The following is a 23817-nucleotide window of genomic DNA, read 5'->3' as shown; positions in this document are numbered from 1 at the left end:
GGTCAGGGAGCGAGGGAGTGACGTGCCGGAACCGACCGTCGTCGTTGCGGCGGACTACTTCCAGTCGTACTCGGTCGTCGGGCTGCTCGCCGTCGTCGGCGTGCTGTTCGTGGCCGTCGCCTTCGGCGCCGGGCGGCTGCTGCGACCCGTGGTCCCCACCCCCGAGAAACTTCTGACGTACGAGTGCGGCGTCGACCCCGTCGGCGAGGGCTGGGCCCACACCCAGGTCCGCTACTACGTCTACGCGTTCCTGTACGTCATCTTCGCCGTCGACTCGATCTTCCTGTTCCCCTGGGCGACGGTGTTCGCCGCCCCCGGCTACGGCGCGACGACGCTCGTCGAGATGTTCATCTTCCTCGGCTTCCTGGCCGTGGGCCTGCTGTACGCGTACAAGAAGGGCGTACTGGCATGGACGTGACGCCAGAACTGAATTCGCCGGAGACCGCCGCCTCCCAGCCCGTACTGCTGCCGGAGCCGAAGCGGCTCGGCGTGCTCTCCCGGCTCGCCCCCGAGCCGATGAAGGTGGTCCTCAACTGGGGCCGCCGCTACTCCCTGTGGGTCTTCAACTTCGGCCTCGCCTGCTGCGCGATCGAGTTCATCGCCGCGTCGATGGCCCGCCACGACTTCATCCGCCTCGGCGTGATCCCCTTCGCGCCCGGCCCGCGCCAGGCCGACCTGATGGTCGTCTCCGGCACGGTCACGGACAAGATGGCGCCGGCCGTGAAGCGCCTCTACGAGCAGATGCCCGAACCGAAGTACGTCATCTCCTTCGGCGCCTGCTCCAACTGCGGCGGCCCCTACTGGGACTCGTACTCCGTCACCAAGGGCGTCGACCAGATCATCCCGGTCGACGTCTACGTCCCCGGCTGCCCGCCCCGGCCCGAGGCGTTGCTCCAGGGGATCCTCAAACTCCAGGAGAAGATCGCCCGGGAGTCCCTGGGGGAGAGGTACGGGACGGCCCGCCCGTCGGCCGCGGCACTGCAGAGCGGGCTGGTGCGACCGCCGGGCCCGGCTTCGAGTCCGATTGCGGGGGACGCCCGATGACGGTGGTCGGCTGGCTGCCCGCGCCCGCCGAGGACCTGTTCGGTGCGGAGGCCACGGCGGAGGAGTCGTACGAGGTCCTGACGGTGGACGTGCCGCCGGCCTCCTGGATCGCCGCGCTGGAAACGGCCCGCGACCGCCTCGGCTGCACCTACTTCGACTGGCTGAGCGCGGTCGACGAACCCGGCACCGGCTTCCACGTCTCGGCCCACGTCGTAGCGCTCTCCCCGGTACGCCGCCTGCTCGTCCGCACGACCGTCCCGCACGAGGCCCCCCTCCTGCCGACCGCCGTCGACGTGTACGCGGGCGCGGCCTGGCACGAGCGCGAGACCCACGAGATGTTCGGCGTCGCCTTCGAGGGCCACCCGTCCCTGGACCACCTCCTCCTCCCGGAGGGCTTCGAAGGCCACCCCCTCCGCAAGGACTTTGTCCTCGCGGCCCGCGTGGCCAAGGCCTGGCCGGGTGCCAAGGAACCCGGCGAGTCCGAACACGGCGGCCCCAAACGCCGCCAGATGCTGCCCCCAGGTGTCCCGGACCCCAACGAATGGGGCCCCCTGAAGGGCCAACTCCCACCGGCCCCAACCCGCCCGGCACGCGGCGCGGGCCGCGCCGCAGCGGGGGAACGACCAGCGCGGGCCACAGGGGACCGGCCGGTGCGCCCGACCGGCGAACGGCCCGTACGCCGCGCTCGTACGGCGGCCGAGGGATCCGCGAGCCAGGGGGCGGCGGCTCCGGTGGAGGGTGCGGCTGGACAGGCGGAGGCGGCTCCGTCCGCGGGTGCGGTGTCCCCGGGCGAGTCGGCTGCGGCTGCGCAGGCTGGGGGCGCGCCCGCTGGGCCGAGGCGGTCTCGTACGGCGGCGGAGGGCTCGGCGAGCCAGGGGGCGGCGGCTCCGGTGGAGGGTGCGGCCGGTCAGGCGGAGGCGTCCGAGGCCACGGGCGCGCCCGCTGGGCCGAGGCGTCCCCGCGCTGCTGCAGAGGGTTCGGCCGACCAGGTCGACACGTCCCGGTCAGCGGAAACGCCGGCCGCGGACACGGTCGCCCCTGCCCCCGACGCGCCGGTCGCCCGGCGTCGGGCTCGCACCGCTTCTGAGGGGTCGGCGAGTCAGCGAGCCACGCCCGGCACGGCAGCGCCGACCGGCGAAACCGGCGAGGCCGCCGCACTTCCGCAGACAGAGGGCACGCCACCGAAGGCTCCCGCCACCCCGCGCAGCCCGGACGCCCCCTGGCACCACGCTCGCCCGGCCTTCGACGAACCCGAACCCGAGCGAGGAGCTGAGCCCGAGCCCAGCGCCGAGCCCGAGGGCGGCACCGGGCAAGCATCCGGCGCGCGGCCCGAGGGTGGGACCGGCCAGACACCCGGCGCCGAGCCGGAAGGTGGTACCCGTCGGGCACCCGGCGCCGAGCAGGCACCGGCAGCCGAGCCCGATCAGGCCCCCGAGGCCGGGGCCGGGGCCGACACCAACGCCAACGCCGACGCCGACACCAAGGCCAACACCGACACCGACACCGACACTGAGGCCAACACCGACACCGACACTGAGCAGGCACCCACGCTCAAGCCCGGCCCCAAGCCCGGCCCCACGGCCGCCCCCGAGTCCGACACTCCCGAAGACCCCGCAGGAGGCCCGCAGTGAACGACGTACTCGACGTCGCCCTGCGACTCCTGATCGTCTTCGTCGTCTTCCTCACGTTCCCTCTGATCGTCGGTCAGACCGAGCACAAGGTCATGGCCCACATGCAGGGCCGCCTCGGCCCGATGTACGCCGGCGGCTTCCACGGCTGGGCGCAACTCGTCGCGGACGGCGTGAAGTTCGCGCAGAAGGAAGACGTGGTACCGGCGGGCGCGGACCGCCGTATCTTCCAACTCGCCCCCGCGGTAGCCCTCCTCCCGTACCTCCTGGTCCTCCTGGCCATCCCCATCGGCCCCGGCGACGGCGCCGTCGGCGAGGTCATCGACGCGGGCGTCTTCTTCGTCCTCGCCGTCATGGGCGTGGGCGTCCTCGGCTCGCTCATGGCCGGCTGGGCCTCCGCCAACAAGTTCTCCCTCCTCGGCGGCCTGCGCACCGCCGCCCAGCTCCTCGCCTACGAACTCCCGATGCTGCTCACCGCCGCCTCGGTGGCGATGGCGGCCGGCACGGTCTCGATCCCCGGCATCCTCGACGCCTTCGAGTGGTGGTGGCTGCCCTGGCAGATCGTCGGCGCGATCGTCTTCTTCGTCGCCGGCCTCGCCGAACTCCAGCGCCCGCCCTTCGACATGCCGGTCGCCGACTCGGAGATCATCTTCGGTGCCTATACCGAGTACACCGGCCTCCGCTTCGCCCTGTTCCTCCTCGCCGAGTACGCCGGAATCGTCGTCCTGTGCGGTCTGACCACCGTCCTCTTCCTGGGCGGCTGGCACGGTCCCTGGGGTGCCGACGGCCTCGGCTGGGTCTGGACCCTCCTCAAGGCGGCCGTGCTGGCCTTCGTCGTCATCTGGCTCCGCGTCACCTATCCCCGCCTGCGCGAGGACCAGCTCCAGAAGCTCTCCTGGACCCTCCTCGTCCCCCTCTCCCTCGCCCAGATCGCCCTCACCGGCATCGTCAAGGTGGTGATCCAGTAACCATGGCTGAGCCTCTCCCGCCCACCCGGCCCCGCATTCCTGGCAGTGGCCTCGCCAAGGGCCTGGCCGTCACCCTCCGCACGATGACCAAGAAGACCGTCACCGAGCAGTACCCGGACGTCCAGCCCGACCTCCCGCCCCGCACCCGCGGTGTGATCGGCCTCTTCGAGGAGAACTGCACGGTCTGCATGCTGTGCGCCCGCGAGTGCCCGGACTGGTGCATCTACATCGACTCCCACAAGGAGACGGTCCCGGCGGCGACCCCCGGCGGCCGCGAACGCAGCCGCAACGTCCTCGACCGCTTCGCCATCGACTTCGCCCTGTGCATGTACTGCGGTATCTGCATCGAGGTCTGTCCTTTCGACGCCCTGTTCTGGTCCCCGGAGTTCGAGTACGCCGAGACCGACATCCGCGACCTCACCCACGAGCGCGACAAGCTCCGCGAGTGGATGTGGACCGTCCCGGCCCCGCCCGCCCTCGATCCCGCGGCGGAGGAGCCGAAGGAGATCGCCGCCGCTCGCAAGACCGCCGAGAAGCTGGCCGCCCAGCAGGAGGCCCAGTCACCGACCGAGCCGCATGCCGACGAGCAGGCCCGCGCGGCCGAGCAGCCCACCCGGCCGATGGGTGAGTCGAAGCAGCAGACGGATCAGCCCCGGCAGGAGGGAGACGCATGACCCTCGCCGCAGCCGCCGGATCCCTCACGGCCGCCACCGACACCCACGGCTTCCTCTCCCCGACCGGAGTCGAGATCGCCTTCCTCCTCGTCGGCCTGGTCACCTTCGGCGCCGCACTGGTCACCGTCACCACCAAGCAGCTGGTGCACGCCGCCTTGTGGCTGGTGGCGACCCTCGGTGGCCTCGCCGTCGAGTACCTCCTGCTCACCGCTGAGTTCATCGCCTGGGTGCAGGTCCTCATCTACGTCGGTTCCGTCGTCGTCCTCCTCCTGTTCGGTCTGATGCTCACCCGAGCCCCCATCGGCCGCTCCCCGGACGCCGACTCCGGCAACCGCTGGGCCGCCCTCACCGTGGCCGTCGCCGCCGCGGCCGCCCTGGTCTGGGTCGTCGTCGACGCCTTCCGCACCACCTGGATCGACCTGGACGGCCCGGCGGCCGGCTCCACCGAGGCCACCGGCGCCAGCCTCTTCCAGAACTGGGTCCTCCCCTTCGAGGCCCTCTCCGTCCTCCTCCTCGCCGCCCTGGTCGGCGCGATCGTCCTCTCCCGCAAGACCAAGGCGGACGCGGAGAGCACCGGTCCGGGCGTCCCCGGCGCCTCGGGCACCCGGCGCGACACGGAAGGGGCCCGCTGATGCACCTCGCCTATCCCGCCGTCCTCTCCGCCCTCCTGTTCTGCACCGGCCTGTACGGCGTCCTCGCCCGACGCAACGCGATCCTGGTCCTGATGTCGGTCGAGCTGATGCTCAACGCCGTCAACCTCAACCTCGTCGCCTTCGACGTGTGGCTCAGCCGGGCCGCCGAAGAGACCCTGCACTCCGGTCAGGCCCTGACCTTGTTCACCATCGCCATCGCAGCCGCCGAGATCGGCATCGGTCTGGCGATCGTCCTCGCCGTCCACCGCAACCGCGGCACCGCGGACATCGACAAGCTCCGCGACACCGCCGAGGGCCACGAGAGCCACCCGGCGGACGGCTCCGACAGCGACGCCCTCACGGCCGGGCAGGCCGACCGGGCCGGGAAGGCTGAGGCCAGCGCGTGACCACGACCACCCTCGCCGTCCTCGTCCCCCTCCTTCCGTTCCTGGGCGCCGCCGCCGGCCTGCTCCTGGGCCGCGCGGCCCCCGGCTTCGTCCGCCCGCTCGCCGTCCTGCCGACGCTCGTCGCCCTCGCGCTCGCCGCGGACGTCGCCGTGCGCCAGGGCGGCGACCAGGCCGTGGACGCCGCCACCGAGCTCACGCCCACCGGCTCGGTCCCGATCGAACTCGCCCTCCACATCGACGGCTTCGCCGCCCTCGTCGCTGTCCTGGTCGGCCTCGTCGCCACCTGCGTGCAGATCTACTCCACGGGCTACCTCCGCGACGACCCGCGCTACCCCTCTTATGCCGCCCTCGTCTCCCTCTTCACCTCCGCGATGCTGCTCGTCGTCTACTCCGGTGACCTGGTGGTGCTGCTGGTCGGCTGGGAGATCATGGGCATCTGTTCGTACTTCCTGGTCGGCCACTACTGGGAGACCCCGGAGGCCCGCGCCGCCTCCCTCAAGGCCTTCCTGGTCACCAAGCTCGGCGACGTCCCCTTCCTGATCGGCCTGTTCGCGCTGGCCACCGACGCCGGGTCGTTCCGCATCACCCGCGTCCTCGGCGCCGTCGCGAGCGGCGGACTCGACCATCCGACCCTGATCGCCCTGCTGCTCCTGGCGGGCGTGGCGGGCAAGTCGGCGCAGTTCCCGCTGCACACCTGGCTCCCCGACGCGATGGCGGGCCCGACCCCCGTCTCCGCGCTGATCCACGCCGCGACGATGGTCGCCGCCGGTGTCTACTTCGTCGCCCGTCTCCTCCCGGTCTTCGAGGCCTCCCGGGCCGCCATGGTCGTCCTCGCCGTCATGGCCGCGGTCACGATGGCCGGCTCGGCCCTCGCCGCGCTCGCCCAGGACGACATCAAACGCGTCCTCGCCTACTCGACGATCGGCCAGCTCGGCTACATGACCGGCGCCCTCGCCGTCGGCGACCGCGGAGCCGCCGTCTTCCACCTCCTCACTCACGGCGCCTTCAAGGCGCTGCTGTTCCTCGCGGCGGGGGTGATCATCCACGCCGCCGGCACCAACTCGCTGGCCGCGATGTCCCGCATGGGCAACCTGCGCGACCGCGTCCCCGATGCCTACTGGACGATGACCGTGGCGCTCCTCGCGCTCGCCGCGATCCCGCCCTTCAGCGGCTTCTTCTCCAAGGAGTCGGTCCTCGGCGCCGCCGAGCACGTCGCCACCGGCCACACCGAGCACGCCCCCGGCTCCGCGGGCTGGACCGTCCTCGTCGCCGGCCTGCTCACCGCCCTCCTCACCGCCGCCTACGCGGCGCGCCTGTGGCTGCTGGCCTTCCGCGGCCGGGGCACCGAGGCCCCCGACCACGGCAGGCAGCCCCTCACCATGACCGTGGTGCTGTGGGTGCTCGCCGTCCCGTCCCTCGCCGTCGGCGGATTCGCCTACCGCGTACTGCCCGACTGGTTCGACGGCCGTGACCTGGCGCCGACCCTGACCACGTCTGTGCTCGGAACAGGCGTGGCCCTGGTCGGCGGCATCGTCACCTACGCGGCCTGGCGGCACACCACCGCTCTCGCGGCCCGTGTCCCGCTGGGTGCGGTCGCGGCCCATCCCGAGGGCGACGCCGGCCAGGTGGAGGCCGAGGCCATCGCCAGCCACAAGCCCGCGTACGGAGACGTGGCCTACGCGCCCGACCCGGCGGACCCGGGCCGCCTCCTGCTCGGCCCGCTGCACCGCCACGCGGCCGTCGGCTTCCACCTCGACGCCGTGTACGCGGCCCTCTTCGTCCGCCCGGTCCAGGCCGGAGCCACCCTCGTCCGGTTCCTCGACCGCGAGGTCGTCGACACCTACGTACGCGGCGCGGGTGCGCTGCCCCGCCTGCTGGGAGCCGCCGTCCGGCGGGCCCAGACCGGCAATCTGCAGACCTATGTGAGCGCGCTGCTCGCCGGCACCGTCATCCTGGTGGTCGCCGCCGTCCTCGTCGCCACGGGAGCGTGAGCAGGCGTGATCGATATCAACGAGTCCGTGATGCAGGCCCTTCTGGCGTTGATCGTGGTCGGCCCGCTTCTCGGCGCCGCTACGGCTCTGCTGCCGGCCCCGCCCGGACTGAAGGGGAAGTCACCCGACCAGGCTGTGCTGCGGCACGGCGTGACGGTCACCGGCGCGATCCTCATCGCCGCGGTCGTCCTCGCGCTCGGCTTCGACCACGACCACCCGTCGAAGATGCAGGCCACGACCGACATCAGCTGGATCCCCGCACTCGACGTGCGGATCCACCTCGGCATCGACGGCATCTCCCTCCCCCTTCTGGTCCTGACCGCGCTCCTGACCTTCCTCTGCGCGCTCTACTCCTATTTCAAAATGCCCGCGGGACCGACCCCGAAGGCATTCGTCGCCCTGCTGCTCGTCCTCGAGTCCGGCACCCTCGCGACCTTCGCCGTCCTCGACCTGCTCCTCTTCTTCCTCGCCTTCGAGATGGTCCTCATCCCGATGTACTTCCTCATCGCCCGCTGGGGCGGTGAGCAACGGACCCAAGCGGCTTGGAAGTTCATCCTCTTCACCCTGCTCGGTTCCGTAGTCATGCTGCTCGGCCTGCTCCTGATCGGAATCACGTCGGGCACATTCGACATGGTGGCACTCGCCACTGACAACGGCCGGTCGCTGACCACATCCGTGCAGGTCATCGCAGTTTTGGCGATCGGGATCGGGCTCGCGGTCAAGACGCCGATGTGGCCGCTGCACAGCTGGCTGCCCGACGCCCACACCTCCGCCCCAACCGTCGGCTCGGTTCTGCTGGCCGGCGTCCTGCTGAAGATGGGTACGTACGGGTTCGTCCGGATTCTGCTCCCGATCACGCCGGACGGCTTCCGCACCTTCGCGCCCTATCTCGCCGCGTTCGCCGTCGTCGGGATCATCTACGGATCCCTGGCCTGCCTGGCCCTGGCCAAGCAGGGCGCGAAGGGCGATCTCAAGCGGCTCATCGCCTACTCGTCCGTCGGCCACATGGGCTTCGTCCTGCTCGGCATCTCCACCATGACCCCGACCGGCGTGAACGGCGCCCTGTTCGCCAACATCGCCCACGGCCTGATCACCGGCCTCCTCTTCTTCCTGGTCGGGGCGCTGAAGGACCGCACCGGCACCACCGACCTCGACACCCTCGCCGAGGAGACCGGCGCCGCTCTCTACGGCAAGGCCCCCCGCCTCGGCGGCCTGCTCGCCTTCGCCGCCGTCGCCTCACTCGGCCTGCCCGGCCTCGCCGGATTCTGGGGCGAGATGCTGGCGTTGTTCGGCGCGTTCGAGCCCGCCGACGACCTCAGCCGCCCCGCCTTCCTCACCTTCATGGCGATCGCGGCGTTCGGCACGCTGCTGACGGCCGCGTACATGCTGATCGTGGTCCGCCGCGTCTGCATGGGCGCCGTACGGCAGGAATCCCCGAAGCTCGCCGACGTCAGCACCTACGAGCTCGTCGCCTGGACCCCGCTCGTCGTCCTCACCGTCGTCTCCGGCCTCTGGCCGAAGGCCCTCCTCGGCCTGACCGACCCGGCCGTGCAGCAGCTCCTCGCAGGAGGCACCCGATGAGCTCCCTGGCCCAACCGCTGGCCGCGAATCTCGTCCAGTCCGTCGACTGGCTCGCCATCGCGCCGCCCACCATCACGGCGGTCGTCGGACTCGTCGTCCTCGTCGCCGACCTGTTCGTCGGCGAAAAGAAGAAGGCGCTGCTCGGCTGGGGATCGGTCGCGGGTCTCGCCACCTCGACGCTCATGCTGCTCCCCCTCCTGGACGGCGACCGCAGCACCTTCTGCCTGACCGGCGCGCCCGACGTGTGCAGCTACACGGCCGACCGCTTCACCCTCGTCCTCCAGCTCCTGGTCCTCGGCGGCGCCCTCCTCGCAGCCCTCCTGTCGGTCACCGCCCTCAAGGACGCCGACAAGGGACTCTCCGAAGGGGAGTACTGGTTCCTGCTGCTGTCCTCCGCGGCCGGCGCCGCCCTCCTGCCTGCCTCCCGCGACCTCGCGACCCTGATCGTCGCCCTGGAGGTCGCCTCCCTGCCCGCCTTCGCCCTCGTCGGCCTCAGGCACGGCGACAGGAAGTCCTCCGAAGCCGCCCTGAAGTTCTTCCTGTCCTCGGTCACCGCGACCGCGGTCAGCCTCATGGGCATCAGCTTCGTGTACGCCACCACAGGCACCCTGTACCTCACCCAGGTAGCCGACCGCATCCAGCACATCGACGGACAGCTCCACACCCTCACCCAGACCGGCGTCGTCCTCACCATCATCGGCTTCGCCTTCAAGACGGCCGCCGTCCCGTTCCACTTCTGGGTACCGGACACCTACGTGGGAGCGCCCCTCCCGATCGCCGCCTACCTGTCGGTCGTCGGCAAGGCAGTCGGCTTCTCCGGCCTCATTCTCATCACGGTCGTCGCCCTCCCCTCGTACGCCGACGTCTGGGGCCCGGCGCTCGCCGCACTGGCCGCCTTGACCATGACTGTCGGCAACGTCGGAGCTCTGCGGCAGCAGGCCACGCGCGCGTACAGCGCGGTACGGCTGCTCGCCTGGTCCTCCGTCGGCCAGGCCGGCTACCTCCTCGTCCCGATCGCCGCCGCCGCGTACTCCGACGACCCCGAGCACTCGATCGGCTCCACGGTCGCCTACGCCCTCATGTACGCCGCCGTGAACCTCGGCGCCTTCGCCGTGGCCGCACTGGTCGGCCGTACGAAGTCCCTCAACCGAGTCTCCGACTACCGAGGCCTGTACGCGTCCAACCCCCTCGCCGCGCTCCTCCTGGCCTTCTTCCTGCTCTGCCTGGCCGGACTGCCGCCGGGCATCATCGGCCTCTTCGCGAAGGTCACCGTGTTCTCCGCGGCCGTCGACGCGGGCCTCGGCTGGCTCGCCGTGGTCATGGCCGTGAACGTCGTCATCGCGCTGTTCTACTACCTCCAGTGGACGACCCTGCTGTTCCGCGCCCCCGAAGGCGAAGTCGCCGAGCACCGCGTCCCGGCCCCCCTCACCGCCGCGATCGCCCTCACCGGCGTCCTGGGCATCGCCCTCTCCGGAGCACCTCAGCTGGTCCTGCGCTTCACCGACACCGGGCTCTTCTGAGGGGGTACCTGTGCCCTCACCCGGACGGCCCACGCGTGCCGCCGTACGTACCAGGGAACTCGAAGCCCTCGCCTGGCGTTGACCAGAACGGGAGGGTCCACTGGACGTGACACCACGACACCAGTGGCGTCGGAGTCAGTAAGCAAGATCATTTGAGTGAGATCAGCAAGCAAAGGGTTCCCCTGCTGCGCGACTTGGAGGGCGTACCGTGCACCGCCGGCACAACGGGCTAAGGACCGCAGTACTCCTCGGGGGACTGTCCGCACTCATCATCGTCTTCGGCAGCTTCTTCGGCCGCATGGGGCTCGTCGTGGCGGTAGTGATCGCCCTGGGTACCAACGCTTACGCGTACTGGAACAGCGACAAGCTCGCTCTACGCGCGATGCGCGCCCGCCCCGTCAGCGAGTTCGAGGCCCCCGCCCTCTACCGCATGGTCCGTGACCTCTCCACCCAGGCCCGCCAACCCATGCCCCGCCTGTACATCTCCCCGACGGAGGCGCCCAACGCCTTCGCCACCGGCCGCAACCCGCGCAACGCCGCCGTGTGCTGCACGGAGGGCATTCTGCGCATCCTGGACGAGCGCGAGCTGCGCGGCGTCATCGGCCACGAACTCAGCCATGTCTACAACCGCGACATCCTGATCTCCTCGGTCGCCGGCGCCCTCGCCTCCGTGATCATGTTCCTGGTCAACTTCGCCTGGCTGATCCCGATCGGCCGCTCCGATGACGACGACGGCCCCGGCCTCCTCGGCATGCTGATGATCATGATCCTTGGCCCGCTCGCGGCCAGCCTCATCCAACTCGCCATCAGCCGCTCCAGGGAGTACGAGGCCGACGCGTCCGGCGCCCAGCTCACCGGCGATCCCCTCGCCCTCGCCAGCGCCCTGCGCAAGCTCGAACTGGGCACCAAACAGCTCCCGTTGCCCCCTGAGCCCCGCATCGAGACCGCGAGCCACATGATGATCGCGAACCCCTTCCGACCAGGCCAGGGGCTATCCAAGATGTTCTCGACACACCCGCCGATGGCAGAACGCATCGCCCGGCTCGAGAAGATGGCAGGTCGATCCCAGTGAAAACCATCCTGAACGTCATATGGCTCGTCCTGAGCGGCTTCTGGCTGTTCCTCGCCTACCTGGCCGCGGGCCTGCTCCTGTGCATCACGATCATCGGCATCCCTTTCGGCATAGCGGCCTTCCGCATCGGCGTCTACGCCCTCTGGCCCTTCGGCTACACCACCATCGAGCGCCGCGACGCGGGCGCCCCCTCCTGCGTCGGCAATGTGCTCTGGCTGGTCCTCGCCGGCTGGTGGCTGTCCATCGGCCACATCGTCACCGGCATCGCCCTGTGCGTGACGATCATCGGCATCCCGTTCGGCATCGCCAACTTCAAGCTGATCCCGGTCTCACTGTTCCCGCTGGGCCGCGAAATCGTGCCGTCCGACCAGCCGTTCGCGACCCGCTGACAGGCGGACCCAGGGGTGGGGCAGCCGAAGTACCTCCTGCTGTCGTACGACGGAGTGGCCGAGTTCGAGGGCGAGGAGGATTACGAGGAGACGTGGGCGCTGTGCCACGAGCCCGGCTTCTTCTGCGCGATGGGTGAGGCCGTGAACGGCCCTGGGGCAGCGCGGCCTTCGACGACTGCCTGCGCGGCCGTTGGGGTGCCGCCCCGCCTTTCACTCTCGTCTGGCACGACGCCCGCATCGCCCGTACCCGCCTCGGCGTGACACCGCTCGTCGACGACCGCCGCCGACCTTCGACGAGTTGCTCACCTTCATGACCGCCAGAGGCGTCGACGTCCGCCTCGCGTGACCGCCGGTTCGCCACAAGCCACGTTTTCCACAGGCAGGTGGTTGTCCACAGCTCCACCCGACTGTCAGCGGGGCCTTGCATGATGAACCCATGGCCGCGAGCGCCCAGTTGCCGAAACGGGCGGACGACTGGGCGTGCCGTCACCCGCTCCCCGTCACCCGCTCCCCGTCACCCGCCCCCGGCCTTTCCTCTGCCGCTACGAATCCCGCCCCGCCACCCGGCGCCGTACCCCGTACGCGGCCGCACCCACCGCAAGCACCCCCGCCCCCACCACCACTGAGACCCCCGGCAGCGCAAAGGCCAGCACCGCGCACCCGAGCAGCCCTACCGCCGGAACCACCCGAGCCGCCGGAGCCGAACCGAGCGTCCAGGCCGACGCATTGGCCACCGCGTAGTACGCCAGCACACCGAAGGAGGAGAACCCGATCGCACCGCGTACATCCACCGTCGCGGCCAGGACGGCGACCACCGCACCCACGGCCAGTTCGGCCCGGTGCGGTACCTGGAACCGCGGATGGACGGCCGCCAACGCGCCGGGCAGATGCCGGTCCCGCGCCATGGCCAGCGTGGTCCGCGAGACGCCCAGGATCAGGGCGAGCAGCGAGCCCAGCGCGGCCACGGCGGCGCCCGTCCGCACCACCGGCACCAGTCCCGGCACCCCGGCCGCCCGCACCGCGTCGGCCAGCGGCGCCGCCGCGTCCCCGAGACCGCCTGCCCCCAGCACGGAAAGGACAGCCACCGCCACGCACACGTACACCACGAGCGTGATGCCCAGGGCCAGCGGGATCGCGCGTGGGATCGTGCGCGCCGGATCCCGTACCTCCTCGCCGAGAGTCGCGATCCGCGCGTACCCCGCGAACGCGAAGAACAGCAGACCGGCCGCCTGAAGCACCCCGCCCGCCCCGCCCGACGCCCCGATGTCCAGCCGCCCGGCATCAGACGACCCGGACCCCAGACACACGACCACCACACAAGCGAGGACCCCCAGGACCACCGCCACGATCGCCCGGGTCAGCCAGGCCGACTTCTGGACACCGCCGTAGTTAACCGCGGTCAGCGCCACCACCGCCGCGACCGCCACCGCATGTGCCTGCCCCGGCCAGACGTACGTCCCGACAGTGAGCGCCATCGCCGCACAGGAGGCCGTCTTCCCGACCACGAACGACCAGCCCGCGATATAACCCCAGAACGGTCCGAGCCGCTCGCGACCGTACACGTACGTGCCGCCGGAGGCCGGGTACAGGGCCGCCAACCGAGCCGAGGAGGTGGCATTGCAGTAGGCGACCACGGCGGCGACCGCCAGCCCGAGCAGCAGCCCGGACCCGGCCGCACGCGCCGCGGGCCCCAGGGCGGCGAAGATACCGGCGCCGATCATCGAGCCCAGCCCGATGACCACCGCGTCTCCCACCCCCAGGGTGCGCCGCAGTTCGGCTCCAGAACGTGTCATATGCCGCACCCTACTGATCCCTGCAACCGCCGGGTGCAGCCGTGACGTCCTCTTCATCAACACAACACGAACACTCGCGCGCAGCGGTACGCGCACGGCCCGAGAACACAGCCTGCCGCGACGGAAGTCACAGGGCAAAGACAGTGCGGGCACAGAACGGAAGGGCAGGTTCAGGCCATGGGCATCATCAGCTGGATCATTCTCGGTCTGTTGGCCGGAGCCATCGCCAAGTTCCTGCTGCCGGGCCGCGACCCGGGCGGCTTCATCGGCACCACACTCATCGGCATCGCGGGCGCGTTCATCGGCGGCTGGATATCGGCCCGCTGGCTGGACCACCCGATCAGCAAAGAGTTCTACGACGGCACGACCTGGGCGGCGGCGATCGGCGGCTCGCTCGTCCTCCTGATCACCTACCGCCTCCTGTTCGGCAACTCGCGCGACTGAGCGCGAGGAAGCATCCCTGGACCGCAGCCAGCAGGCGAGAAGGGTGGGCCCCCGCCGGGAAACCGCCGGGCGCCCACCCTTCCTCGTACGAGCAGCCCGCTCGCACGACCTACCGGTAGTTCACGAACTGCAGCGCGAAGTCGAAGTCCTTGCCTTTCAGGAGAGAGATGACGGCCTGCAGGTCGTCGCGGCTCTTCGAGCTGACCCGCAGCTCGTCGCCCTGCACCTGGGCCTTCACGCCCTTCGGACCCTCGTCGCGAATGATCTTCGCCACCTTCTTCGCGTTCTCCTGCGAGATGCCCTCCTCGATCGACGCGAAGATCTTGTACTCCTTGCCGGAGAGCTGGGGCTCGCCCGCGTCCAGCGCCTTCAGCGAGATCCCGCGCTTGATCAGCTTGGACTGGAAGACGTCGAGGACAGCCTTCACCCGGTCCTCGGAGTTCGCCTCCATCAGGATCTTGTCACCGGACCACGAGATCGAGGCACCCACACCCTTGAAGTCGTAGCGCTGCGAGATCTCCTTGGCGGCCTGGTTGAGGGCGTTGTCGACCTCCTGCCGCTCGACCTTCGAGACGATGTCGAAACTGGAGTCGGCCATGTCCTGTGGCTCCTTGTATCAGGGTGCGTATCTGGGTGCGTACGTGCGTATCGGCGTACGTGGGGGCGGGCGCCGAGCCCGGTGTCGCCCCGGGCCGCATCCGGACAAGCCTAGCCACCCACCGACCTTCGAGCGCAGATCAATCGGGTGGCGAAGCACCCCTCCCCATCGGGTATCGTTTACGTCGTTGCCACGGAGCACCGCCGAAACGCGGTTCGAAGGGCAGCAAACCCCGGCGGTGTGCCCGAGCGGCCAAAGGGAGCAGACTGTAAATCTGCCGGCTTCGCCTTCCCAGGTTCGAATCCTGGCGCCGCCACATGAAGGTAGACCCTCTCCGATCTGCGGAAACGCAGAGTGGAGGGGGTCTTTCTTATTCGAACAGGCTCACTCGAACGGATATCGAAAAAGCGCGCGGTTTGTCTCACCTGATCTCAGGGGAGTCCCAAGCCTGATCAGCGCGTGTCCCCCAGACGTCCCCCAGGAGGGGAGTGCCGTCTCTCTCCCATTCTCGCAGGCCAGCCTCGATCTGGAGGTTTGCTCCATGGGGTCGACCCTGCTGGAGAGCCAGAAGGAGACTCCGGCGCTTCGGAGGTCGTAAGGACGCCGGGCAAGCGGCGAGGCAAACTCGTGCGGCATCAGCACGGCTTCGCGGGCGTCTGCCCAGGCCTCGCCATACCCCGTGTCCTGAATCACGCCGCCGCGGCTTGTACGGAACAGCCGGCTGTCCGAATCCGTGCCGTAGCGCTGAACGTGCCGCCTGAGCATCGCGACGAACGTCCGGCGTGGGCCCCGCCTCGGAGAGTGAGCTTGCCCCAACCGCTCTCTGGCAAGTGGCACTGCGACGCGGTCAGCCCAACCGCTTCGGCGGGGCGCATGGCGGCGTAGGACAGGCATCCGAAGAACGCCTCAGGGTGTGCGCCACGCTCGCCCTGCCTCCGCACTCCGTCAAGCAAGGCCCGGACTTGGCCAGCGCAGGGCCTTTGTGACGTCGCTGGGGTGCTCCTGAGTCCAACGTCTCTTGTTGTAGGCCCACCCGTAGAGGGCGGTGCGGAGCGCGCGAGGGGACGGCTGGCCGACTGTGGTCTTCACGACCGCCGGCGTGATGGCTGCCAAAGCGCCGGCGTCGTTGCGGCGGGACTTCCGCAACGGTGTCACCCAGCTGATCCCACTCCTCCAAGCCGTGCCGCCCGTGCGGGCCAGCGCGGCCGGCTCCGGCGCCGCCCGGATGTGGTGCTGGGTGACCGTGGCTACGATCACGACAGGTACCGCCGCCTGGTGTGGGGTCTCGGCGTGAAGCCGGTGATCGCCCGCCGCGGCACCGAGCACGGCTCCTGCCTGGCACCCAACGCTGGTAGTGGAGCGCGCGTTCGCCCACCTGCGCTGTTTCGCCGCCCGTGCATTCGCTGGGAGATACGCGACGGCATCCACGAAGCATTCCTCACCCTCGGATGCGCACTCATCTGCCGGCGACGCCTTGAGACAGTGCGCAGGGAGGTTCTTCTTGGTTCCCGTCCTGTCCACCTCGAGTGATTCACCGGTGTCGAACGCATGATGCTTCAACTGCAGGCCACCTGAACGGGCAGCGTACTCGTAGCGCATCTCCAGCTGCTCACCCTCCCAGCTGAAGAGCTAGGTGCCGTGGCCTGCGACGGCGGTCGGCAGAGGGGGCACGTCTTCAGGCAGCATCCTGTCGAGTTGCCAGCGAGCCATTCCGTTCCTGCCTGCCTTGTGCACCTCAACGTGCGTATACCTGCCGGGCAGCACGAACGGATGCCACGACCGCCCCCACGTTTGGAAAAGGGCGGCATCCGACGACCGCTCCCGCGCCGTGTCGGTCCGGGGGCAGCGCGACATGCGCAAGCCAAGTCAGTTGATCGGCTGAGCAAGTGGGGCCGATTTTTGGGGATGCGCGGTGAAGAATTCGCGGCGGGGCACACTGATCCCATGTCCACCCGCCGTAGACACTGCCCCGAATGCCGTCGTGAGATCGCGGTCGTCGCCGGACGCTTCGCCCGGCATGACCCGCCCGGCGCACGCGAGAGCGGCGACCTCGTCTCGTGCGCCGGTTCCCGGCGGCAGGCGGAACTCGGAGCCGCGCAGCCGACGTTGGACGGGTACGCAGTCCCCGTCTTCCCCGGACAGCTGCCCCTGTTCTAGGCGGGATTCACACGTCGTTCCAGGCGGGATTCACCGGTCCTGAGGGCCGGGCCGCACGTCCATCCGCGTCACCGACCCGGCCCCGCCGAACCGGTACACATGCTCGACCGTCCCGGCCCAGTGCTCCCCACTCGCATCCCGCATCCCGAGACGCACGGTCGCCACCACCGCCTCGTCGTCCTCGTCGAGCCGCAGCCCCTCCAGCCGTACGAGGGGATGCCCCACCGCGAACTGCCCCGCCCAGTACGCGCGTACCGCCTCGCGGCCGTGCAGCCGGACCCCGTCCAGCATGTTCGGCCAGTCCACGTCCGGGGCCAGGCACCGCTCGAGGAAGGCGTCCCGCTCGTCGGTGGAGAAGACCTCGTACATCCGCCGCAGCAGCGCCTCACGCGCCGCCGGCACCGCCTCGGCGGGCATTTTCAGTTCCCCGCCACCGACTTCACCGCCACCGACACCGGCGAGGACCCGCCGACCAGCTCCAGGGTCAGGCCGGCCGTCGCCGGAGAATCCACCAACTCCGCCAGTACGGCGGCCACGTCGTCGCGCGGCACCGAGCCCCGGCCCGTGTGCGCCTCCAGTCGTACGAGACCGGTGCCGACGTCGTTCGTCAGCGAACCGGGCCGCAGGATCGTCCAGTCCAGGGCATCCAGTCCGCTCACGTACGCGTCCGCCTCGCCCTTGGCGCGAAGGTAGACGTCGAAGACCTCGTCGCCCTCGTGCGCCGGATCCGCGCCCATGGACGACACGACCACGAAACGCCGTACGCCCGTCCGGACCGCCGCGTCCGCGAACAGCACCGCCGCGGCCTTGTCCACCGAGTCCTTGCGGGCCACCCCGCTGCCCGGGCCCGCGCCCGCCGCGAAGACCGCCGCGTCCGCGCCCTGCAGACAGGCCGCGACCTCCTCCACCGAGGCCGACTCCAGGTCCATCAGTACCGGTTCGGCACCGGCCTCCCGCAGGTCGTCGCCCTGTTCGGAGCGGCGGATGATCCCCGCGACCTCGTTCCCGCGCGCGGCGAGCAGCCGCTCCAGCCGCAGCGCGATCTGACCATGACCACCAGCGATGACAATGCGCATGGCTTCGACCGTACGCCCGAAGAGCCGCATCCGCCGCACGACTCCGGCCACACCTCAGAGGCGTACGCACGAGGCGTACCGCCCGCGGGCCACCCCCTACGACAGCTCGCCCCGCCCCTGCCGAGGCAGCCCCAACTCCGCCGTCGCAGCCGTGTTGCAGTACTCCCGCACCGCGCTCGTCCGCGCCACCACGCGCCCCTGGTGCACCACGATCCGGCTGTACGCGAGCGACAGCGCCCCCGCCAGCCGCTCACCGCGCACGGCGAGCAACTCGGCCGGGAATCCGGCCTCCACGCGTACCTCGGGCAGACCCAGCACCGCCCGGGCCGACGTGCTCACCGTGTCGTACGCCTCCTCGGGGCGCAGACCATAGCGGGAGGCCAGGAGATAGGCCGCCTCCAGCGGGTCCCCGCGGCCCACGGGGTTCGAGACGTCCCGCAGCGCGCCGCTGCCGGCCGCCACCCGCACTCCGGCCGCACGCAGCAGCCGTACCGGAGCCGTGCCCCGCCGTTCGACGCCTCCGCAACCGCCCTGCGGCAGGGACACCACCGCCACGCCGGCCGCCGCGAGCTGGTCGGCGGTACGGGCCGCCACCTCGGCGGGCAGGCGGCCCAGGCCGCCGCAGGGCGCGAGGGTCACTCCGGGGCGCAGCCCGCCGGCCATGGCCGCGAGCCGTGACAGGCGGGCCGGGTCGGTGGCGTCGGAGTGCAGGTCCACGGGGCAGCCGTGTTCGGAGGCGACGTCCAGGACCGCCTGCACATAGCCCGTCGGATCGGGATCGAGATCCGGACAGCCGCCCACCACGGAGGCGCCCATCTTCAGCGCGTCCCGCAGCATCGCGAGCCCGTCGGCCCCGGCCACCCCGGTCAGCACTCTCGGCATCGCCACGGTCGTCAGCTCGGTGAACCCGCGCAGCGCACGCCGTGCCTGGAGTACGGCGGCCAGCGCGCCGAGCCCCTGGACGTCGCCCACGTGCACGTGTGCCCGCAGCGCGGTGGCCCCGTGCCCGAGTTGCAGCAGGGCGGCCTCGGTGGCCCGGCGTCGGACGTCCCCGGCGTCGTAGGAGACCGGTCCCTCGGCGTCGGCCGACAGCGCGGTGTCGGCGTGGGCGTGCGGCTCGGCCGGGGCCGGCAGGAGCAGATAGCCACCGAGATCCACGCGCGCGCCACCCGCGCGTGCCTCGCCGCCCGCGAGGCTGCCCGCCGTACCGACCGCCTCGATTCGCCCGCCGTCCAGCCGTACGTCCACCGCCCGGCCGTCGGTGAGCCGCGCGCCGCACAACAGGAGAGACGTCCCCTCGGACCGCCCGGACGCCGAACCCGAGGAAGCACCCGAGGAAGCACCGGAGGAGGAGTGGGCGGGCTGCGGCTGGCTGTCGGGCATCGCGCTCCAGGGGCTCGGGGGCTGCGGGGCTCGGGGGCTGCAGGGCTGGGGACTGCACAAGGGGATAAAGGGACGCAAGATCACGCAGAGTGAGACGAGCCTAGGGTGACGACCTGCTCACCACGGGGAGGAGCGCAATAGTCTTACCGGTGTGGGTCAGTCATACGGGACGGGCCTCCGAGGCCCGTGGGAGGGCCGCGGATCGGGGCGCGCCGGGGGCCGGGAAACGGATTTGGGTGAACGGCGGCCGAGCGTGTAATGTCTTCATCGCTCGCCCCAATAGCTCAGTCGGCAGAGCGTCTCCATGGTAAGGAGAAGGTCTACGGTTCGATTCCGTATTGGGGCTCTGGTGTGAAAGGTTCCCGTCGCAAGACGGGTCCTGATCGCATCTCAGCGGTGTAGCTCAGTCGGTAGAGCAAGCGGCTCATAATCGCTGTGTCACCGGTTCAAGTCCGGTCACCGCTACTGACAGTAGCCGATTGTGGGGTCGGTCCTTCGATCGGCTACTCTTCTATGCATTAATGTCCCATCCGTTCGTCAAGGAGCACTCCTGTGGCTGCCACCGACGTCCGCCCGAAGATCACGCTGGCCTGCGTGGAGTGCAAGGAGCGGAACTACATCACCAAGAAGAACCGGCGTAACAACCCGGACCGACTGGAGATGAAGAAGCACTGCCCGCGTTGCAACGCGCACACCGCGCACCGCGAAACGCGATAAATCAGGCTCGTACGTGAGGCCGCCCCCGCAGTCGGGGGGCGGCCTCACGTCGTTTCGGTTCAGCAGACTTCAGGAGGTACCGAGCCATGGCGCTCGACCAGTCCTTCGTGGGGCGGACCTATCCGCCCACCGACCCCTACGAGGTGGGCCGGGAGAAGATCCGTGAGTTCGCGGAGGCGGTGGGTGATGAGAACCCCGCGTACACGGACCCGGAGGCCGCCAAGGCGTTCGGTCACCCCGATGTGATCGCCCCGCCGACCTTCGTGTTCGCGATCACCTTCAAGGCGGCGGGACAGGTCGTTCAGGACCCGCAGCTCGGCCTCGACTACAGCCGGGTGGTGCACGGTGACCAGAAGTTCGCCTACGTCCGCCCCGTGCGCGCCGGTGACCGGCTCACGGTCACGTCGACCATCGAGGCGATCAAGTCCATGGCGGGCAACGACATTCTGGACATCCGCGGCGAGGTCCACGACGAGGCCGGCGAGCACGTCGTGACCGCCTGGACCAAGCTCGTCGCCCGCGCGACCGAAGGGGGCTGAGCAGATGACCGCCAACATCGCGTACAGCGACGTCGAGGTCGGCACCGAGCTGCCCGCCCGGACGTTCTCCGTGACCCGCGCCACCCTCGTCCAGTACGCCGGCGCCTCCGGCGACTTCAACCCGATCCACTGGAACGAGAAGTTCGCCAAGGAGGTCGGGCTGCCGGACGTCATCGCGCACGGCATGTTCACCATGGCCGAGGCGATCCGCGTGGTCACCGACTGGGCCGGCGACCCGGGTTCGGTCGTCGAGTACGGCGTCCGCTTCACCAAGCCCGTCGTCGTCCCGAACGACGACAAGGGCGCCACCATCGAGGTCAGCGGCAAGGTAGCGGCCAAACTCGACGACAACACGGTCCGCGTGGACCTCACGGCGACCAGCGCCGGGCAGAAGGTGCTGGGCATGTCGCGGGCGGTCGTACGGCTGGCCTGACGCCGGAGCGGCGGTAAGGGGCGTCCTCCATTGTGGGGCGCCCCTTACTCGTGGGGCGCATGGGCACTTCTCGGTCATCCTGGGCCAGGAACATGAGCCCTTGACGTAGTTAGTGATTGAGCACTAACTTACTGCCATGGTCAGGATGAGCGCAGAAGAGAGGCGCGAGAGCGTCATCCGTGCGGCAACGGCCGAGTTCGCCCGTGGTGGCTACCACGGCACCTCGACCGAGGCGATCGCCAAGCGGGTCGGCGTCTCGCAGCCGTACCTCTTCCGGCTCTTCCCGGGCAAGAAGGCCATCTTCATCGCGGCGGCCGAGCGGTGCATGGACGACAGCATCCGCACCTTCGAGGAGGCCGCCAAGGGGCTTGAGGGTGAAGAGGCCCTGCGTGCCATGGCGAACGCGTACACCAAGGTCATCGCGGAGCAGCCCGAGCGGCTGATGATGCAGATGCAGGTGTACGTCGCCGTGGCCGCCGCCGCGGAGGTCGGGGAGCACGAGTTCGGCGAGGCGGTGCGGGCCGGCTGGATGCGGCTGTGGGACACGGTGCACCTGCCCCTCGGTGGCGACGCCAAGGAGACGACGACCTTCATGGCGTACGGCATGCTCATCAACTGCCTGGTGGCCATGGGCTTCCCGCCCGAGCACAGGGTCTGGGAAGGGCTCTACCCGTCGGCGCGACTCGAAGGTCGGCTGCAGAAGTAGCGAAGCGAAGGCGTCGCGAGCACCTTTTCATGAGCGCGAAAGTTAGTAATCAATAACTAACCGATCTGGATGATCACTCTCTGGGGGAGAGATGTCACAGCAGACCGCACGTCGCGGGGGAGCCGTCTGGGCCCTCGTCATCACCAGCGTCGCCGGGTTCATGGCGGCCCTCGACAACCTCGTCGTCACCACCGCCCTGCCCTCCATCCGCAAGGATCTCGGGGGAGCGCTGGACGACCTGGAATGGACGGTGAGCGCCTACACGCTCACCTTCGCCGTCTTCCTGATGTTCGGCGCGGCGCTCGGCGACCGCTTCGGCCGCCGTCGCCTCTTCATCATCGGCACCGCCGTCTTCACCGCGGCGTCCGCCGCCGCGGCCATGGCGCCCGGCATCGACTCCCTCATCGCCGCACGCGCGGTCCAGGGTGTAGGCGCGGCGATCATGATGCCGCTGACGCTCACCCTCCTCACAGCGGCCGTGCCCGCCGCCAAGCGCGGAATGGCGTACGGCATCTGGGGCGCCGTCAACGGCCTCGCCGTGGCCTCCGGCCCGCTCATCGGCGGCAGCCTGACCGAACACATCTCCTGGCAGTGGATCTTCTGGCTGAACGTCCCGCTGGGCATCGCCCTCCTGCCGCTCGCCCGACTCCGCCTCGCCGAGTCACACGGCACCGGCGCCCGGCTCGACATCCCCGGCACCCTGCTCGCCAGCGCCGGCCTGTTCGGGATCGTCTACGGCCTGGTCCGCAGCCCCGTCGACGGCTGGACCAGCCCTCTCGTACTGACCGGCCTGTTCGCGGGCACCGCGCTGCTCGCCGGCTTCGTCCACCACGGCATCCACAACAAGAACCCCATGCTGCCGATGCGGCTGTTCCGGAACCGCGCCTTCACCGGCATCAACGTGGCGAGCCTGCTGATGTTCCTCGGAATGTTCGGGTCGATCTTCCTGCTCAGCCAGTACATGCAGGGCGTGCTCGGCTACTCGCCCACCGAGGCGGGCCTGCGGATGCTGCCCTGGACCGGCATGCCGATGCTCGTCGCGCCGATCGCGGGCATCCTCTCCGACCGCATCGGCGGCCGCCCGGTCGTCGCCGCCGGCCTCTTCCTCCAGGCGGCCGGCCTCGCGTGGATGGCCTCCGTGGTCACTGCCGACGCGTCCTACGGCGTCCAGTTGCCCGGCCTGATCATCAGCGGCATCGGCATGGCCCTGTTCTTCGCCCCCGCCTCCAACCTGGTGATGTCCAGTGTCCGCGCCCACGAACAGGGCATCGCCTCCGGCGCCAACAACGCCCTGCGCGAGGTCGGCGGCGCGCTCGGCATCGCCGTCATGGCGTCGATCTTCTCGGCACAGGGCGGCTACGAGAGCGGGCAGGCCTTTGTCGACGGGCTGCGGCCGGCGCTGGTGACGGGGGCGGTGGTGGTGGCCGGCGCCGGAGTTGCGGCGCTGCTGATCCCGGGACGGAAGCACTCCGCGCGGGTGGCGGTGTCCGACGATGCCGTCGCGGCGCCGGTAAAGGAGACCGTCTCTCGGTAACCAGCGCACGACACGACCGGTCCCGTAGCTACCGACGGGACCGGTCGTCTCGTGCGGGCGGCCCCGGCTACCCCACGTCTCCCGGCACCCGGCACCCGGCACCTGCGCGTCCGCCGACTGGGGGCTCCGCCCCCAGTCCCCCGGCCTATGCCCACCCACCACCCGACTCGGTCGGCCAAGAGGTGCACCTCGCCAGACCGCCACCGGCGCCGCAAGGTGGACGCTCCCGCACCCGCGTACGGCGCGAAGGGGACGTGTCGGGGGGGCGCCCGCAGGGCTGGCGGTCGGCCAAGAGGTCACCGCCACCGGCGGCGCCGCAAGGTGGGCGCTCCCGCAGGCGCGTACGGCGGCAAGGGGACGTGTCGGGGGGTGTCCGCCCGCAGGGTTGGCGCGTCAACACCGTCAAGTTGGTGAGCGACCGATTCCGCGCCGTTCCGAGGACGGACACCCCCCGACACGTCCCCGCCCCCCCCCCCCCCCCCCGCCGAACCCCCCCCCCCCCCCAGCGGGGAGCCCCCGGGGGGGATGGTT

25 protein-coding genes and 3 tRNA genes are annotated in these 23817 nt (G+C 70.4%); 22 read left to right on the top strand and 6 right to left on the bottom strand.

Translation table 11 applies throughout. The annotated features are described in order from the left end of the window. Positions 1 to 22 precede the first annotated feature (22 nt). From ACFYO2_RS30630 to ACFYO2_RS30575, 12 genes are all read left to right on the top strand, one after another. A complete protein-coding gene (locus ACFYO2_RS30630) occupies positions 23 to 418 on the top strand; it encodes an NADH-quinone oxidoreductase subunit A (protein ID WP_388355490.1) in 396 nt (131 codons plus the stop codon). Continuing rightward, on the top strand, positions 409 to 1044 hold the full coding sequence (locus ACFYO2_RS30625) for an NADH-quinone oxidoreductase subunit B (RefSeq protein ID WP_388355489.1): 636 nt from the start codon (positions 409 to 411) through the stop codon (positions 1042 to 1044). The genes ACFYO2_RS30630 and ACFYO2_RS30625 overlap by 10 nt, the downstream gene beginning before the upstream one ends. Beyond that, positions 1041 to 2675 (top strand): NADH-quinone oxidoreductase subunit C, encoded by a 1635-nt coding sequence (locus tag ACFYO2_RS30620; RefSeq protein WP_388355488.1) that lies wholly within the window; start codon positions 1041 to 1043, stop codon positions 2673 to 2675. Before ACFYO2_RS30625 ends, ACFYO2_RS30620 begins: the two co-directional genes overlap by 4 nt. Continuing rightward, positions 2672 to 3640 carry an NADH-quinone oxidoreductase subunit H gene (locus ACFYO2_RS30615; RefSeq protein ID WP_388355486.1) on the top strand — a complete coding sequence of 323 codons (969 nt, stop codon included), beginning with the start codon at positions 2672 to 2674 and terminating at the stop codon, positions 3638 to 3640. The genes ACFYO2_RS30620 and ACFYO2_RS30615 overlap by 4 nt, the downstream gene beginning before the upstream one ends. Positions 3641 to 3642: 2 nt before the next feature. Beyond that, entirely contained in the window at positions 3643 to 4314 is a 672-nt protein-coding gene (locus tag ACFYO2_RS30610) for a NuoI/complex I 23 kDa subunit family protein (protein WP_388355485.1), read from the top strand. Next, complete coding sequence (locus ACFYO2_RS30605; RefSeq protein WP_388355484.1) at positions 4311 to 4946, top strand: NADH-quinone oxidoreductase subunit J; 636 nt, start codon at positions 4311 to 4313, stop codon at positions 4944 to 4946. Before ACFYO2_RS30610 ends, ACFYO2_RS30605 begins: the two co-directional genes overlap by 4 nt. Continuing rightward, on the top strand, positions 4946 to 5353 hold the full coding sequence (gene nuoK / locus ACFYO2_RS30600) for an NADH-quinone oxidoreductase subunit NuoK (RefSeq protein ID WP_388355482.1): 408 nt from the start codon (positions 4946 to 4948) through the stop codon (positions 5351 to 5353). The genes ACFYO2_RS30605 and nuoK overlap by 1 nt, the downstream gene beginning before the upstream one ends. Beyond that, positions 5350 to 7344, top strand: coding sequence for an NADH-quinone oxidoreductase subunit L (locus tag ACFYO2_RS30595; protein WP_388355480.1), 1995 nt, complete (start codon positions 5350 to 5352; stop codon positions 7342 to 7344). The genes nuoK and ACFYO2_RS30595 overlap by 4 nt, the downstream gene beginning before the upstream one ends. Positions 7345 to 7350: 6 nt before the next feature. Beyond that, positions 7351 to 8925 carry an NADH-quinone oxidoreductase subunit M gene (locus ACFYO2_RS30590; RefSeq protein ID WP_388355478.1) on the top strand — a complete coding sequence of 525 codons (1575 nt, stop codon included), beginning with the start codon at positions 7351 to 7353 and terminating at the stop codon, positions 8923 to 8925. Next, complete coding sequence (locus ACFYO2_RS30585) at positions 8922 to 10445, top strand: NADH-quinone oxidoreductase subunit N (protein ID WP_388355476.1); 1524 nt, start codon at positions 8922 to 8924, stop codon at positions 10443 to 10445. The genes ACFYO2_RS30590 and ACFYO2_RS30585 overlap by 4 nt, the downstream gene beginning before the upstream one ends. A gap of 208 nt (positions 10446 to 10653) precedes the next feature. After that, positions 10654 to 11517, top strand: coding sequence for a zinc metalloprotease HtpX (gene htpX, locus ACFYO2_RS30580; RefSeq protein WP_388355474.1), 864 nt, complete (start codon positions 10654 to 10656; stop codon positions 11515 to 11517). Continuing rightward, the gene (locus ACFYO2_RS30575; RefSeq protein ID WP_388355472.1) at positions 11514 to 11906 is read left to right on the top strand and encodes a YccF domain-containing protein; all 393 of its coding nucleotides are present in this window, start codon (positions 11514 to 11516) and stop codon (positions 11904 to 11906) included. Before htpX ends, ACFYO2_RS30575 begins: the two co-directional genes overlap by 4 nt. 542 nt (positions 11907 to 12448) lie before the next feature. Here ACFYO2_RS30575 and ACFYO2_RS30570 read toward each other — a convergent pair. After that, complete coding sequence (locus tag ACFYO2_RS30570) at positions 12449 to 13699, bottom strand: APC family permease (protein WP_388355470.1); 1251 nt, start codon at positions 13697 to 13699, stop codon at positions 12449 to 12451. Between the two features lie 177 nt (positions 13700 to 13876). Between ACFYO2_RS30570 and ACFYO2_RS30565 the strand changes: the two genes are divergently transcribed. Further along, on the top strand, positions 13877 to 14143 hold the full coding sequence (locus ACFYO2_RS30565) for a GlsB/YeaQ/YmgE family stress response membrane protein (RefSeq protein WP_388355468.1): 267 nt from the start codon (positions 13877 to 13879) through the stop codon (positions 14141 to 14143). A 109-nt stretch (positions 14144 to 14252) separates the two neighbouring features. Here ACFYO2_RS30565 and ACFYO2_RS30560 read toward each other — a convergent pair whose 3' ends face one another. Next, positions 14253 to 14741, bottom strand: coding sequence for a YajQ family cyclic di-GMP-binding protein (locus ACFYO2_RS30560; RefSeq protein ID WP_286064023.1), 489 nt, complete (start codon positions 14739 to 14741; stop codon positions 14253 to 14255). 234 nt (positions 14742 to 14975) lie between these two features. On the opposite strand from ACFYO2_RS30560, the gene ACFYO2_RS30555 reads away from it, so the two are divergent. Next, a tRNA-Tyr gene (locus tag ACFYO2_RS30555) sits at positions 14976 to 15057 on the top strand. A 629-nt stretch (positions 15058 to 15686) separates the two neighbouring features. Here ACFYO2_RS30555 and ACFYO2_RS30550 read toward each other — a convergent pair. Beyond that, positions 15687 to 16340: a hypothetical protein gene (locus tag ACFYO2_RS30550; protein WP_388355466.1), complete on the bottom strand. Its 654-nt coding sequence runs from the start codon at positions 16338 to 16340 to the stop codon at positions 15687 to 15689. Positions 16341 to 16685: 345 nt separating this feature from the next. Here ACFYO2_RS30550 and ACFYO2_RS30545 point away from each other — a divergent pair, with 345 nt between their 5' ends. Continuing rightward, on the top strand, positions 16686 to 16898 hold the full coding sequence (locus tag ACFYO2_RS30545) for a hypothetical protein (protein WP_388355464.1): 213 nt from the start codon (positions 16686 to 16688) through the stop codon (positions 16896 to 16898). A 30-nt stretch (positions 16899 to 16928) separates the two neighbouring features. Here the strand turns inward: ACFYO2_RS30545 and ACFYO2_RS30540 are convergent, their stop codons facing one another. The 3 genes from ACFYO2_RS30540 to ACFYO2_RS30530 all read right to left on the bottom strand — a co-directional run bounded on the left by ACFYO2_RS30540 (position 16929) and on the right by ACFYO2_RS30530 (position 19357). Further along, positions 16929 to 17315: a nuclear transport factor 2 family protein gene (locus ACFYO2_RS30540; protein ID WP_388355462.1), complete on the bottom strand. Its 387-nt coding sequence runs from the start codon at positions 17313 to 17315 to the stop codon at positions 16929 to 16931. A 2-nt stretch (positions 17316 to 17317) separates the two neighbouring features. Continuing rightward, complete coding sequence (locus tag ACFYO2_RS30535) at positions 17318 to 17974, bottom strand: NAD(P)H-binding protein (protein WP_388355460.1); 657 nt, start codon at positions 17972 to 17974, stop codon at positions 17318 to 17320. A gap of 96 nt (positions 17975 to 18070) precedes the next feature. Further along, positions 18071 to 19357, bottom strand: a complete 1287-nt coding sequence (locus ACFYO2_RS30530; RefSeq protein WP_388355458.1) for an amidohydrolase family protein — start codon at positions 19355 to 19357, stop codon at positions 18071 to 18073. A gap of 273 nt (positions 19358 to 19630) precedes the next feature. Here ACFYO2_RS30530 and ACFYO2_RS30525 point away from each other — a divergent pair. The 7 genes from ACFYO2_RS30525 (at position 19631) to ACFYO2_RS30495 (ending at position 23286) form a co-directional block, all read left to right on the top strand. Further along, a tRNA-Thr gene (locus ACFYO2_RS30525) sits at positions 19631 to 19703 on the top strand. 46 nt (positions 19704 to 19749) lie between these two features. Continuing rightward, positions 19750 to 19822 (top strand) — tRNA-Met (locus tag ACFYO2_RS30520). 87 nt (positions 19823 to 19909) lie between these two features. Beyond that, positions 19910 to 20074, top strand: a complete 165-nt coding sequence (gene rpmG, locus ACFYO2_RS30515) for a 50S ribosomal protein L33 (RefSeq protein ID WP_003948671.1) — start codon at positions 19910 to 19912, stop codon at positions 20072 to 20074. A gap of 86 nt (positions 20075 to 20160) precedes the next feature. Beyond that, positions 20161 to 20613: a MaoC family dehydratase N-terminal domain-containing protein gene (locus ACFYO2_RS30510; protein ID WP_388355455.1), complete on the top strand. Its 453-nt coding sequence runs from the start codon at positions 20161 to 20163 to the stop codon at positions 20611 to 20613. Positions 20614 to 20617: 4 nt separating this feature from the next. Beyond that, on the top strand, positions 20618 to 21046 hold the full coding sequence (locus tag ACFYO2_RS30505) for a MaoC family dehydratase (protein ID WP_388355453.1): 429 nt from the start codon (positions 20618 to 20620) through the stop codon (positions 21044 to 21046). A 136-nt stretch (positions 21047 to 21182) separates the two neighbouring features. Next, complete coding sequence (locus tag ACFYO2_RS30500) at positions 21183 to 21752, top strand: TetR/AcrR family transcriptional regulator (protein WP_388355451.1); 570 nt, start codon at positions 21183 to 21185, stop codon at positions 21750 to 21752. 91 nt (positions 21753 to 21843) lie between these two features. Next, positions 21844 to 23286, top strand: a complete 1443-nt coding sequence (locus tag ACFYO2_RS30495) for a DHA2 family efflux MFS transporter permease subunit (protein WP_388355449.1) — start codon at positions 21844 to 21846, stop codon at positions 23284 to 23286. Positions 23287 to 23817 lie beyond the last annotated feature (531 nt).

The sequence above is a fragment of the Streptomyces sp. NPDC006602 genome (assembly GCF_042870385.1).
In the GTDB taxonomy this organism is placed as follows: Bacteria; Actinomycetota; Actinomycetes; order Streptomycetales; family Streptomycetaceae; genus Streptomyces.
The sequence above is the reverse complement of the archived record's forward strand: the minus strand, read 5'-3'. Positions and strand labels throughout refer to the sequence as shown.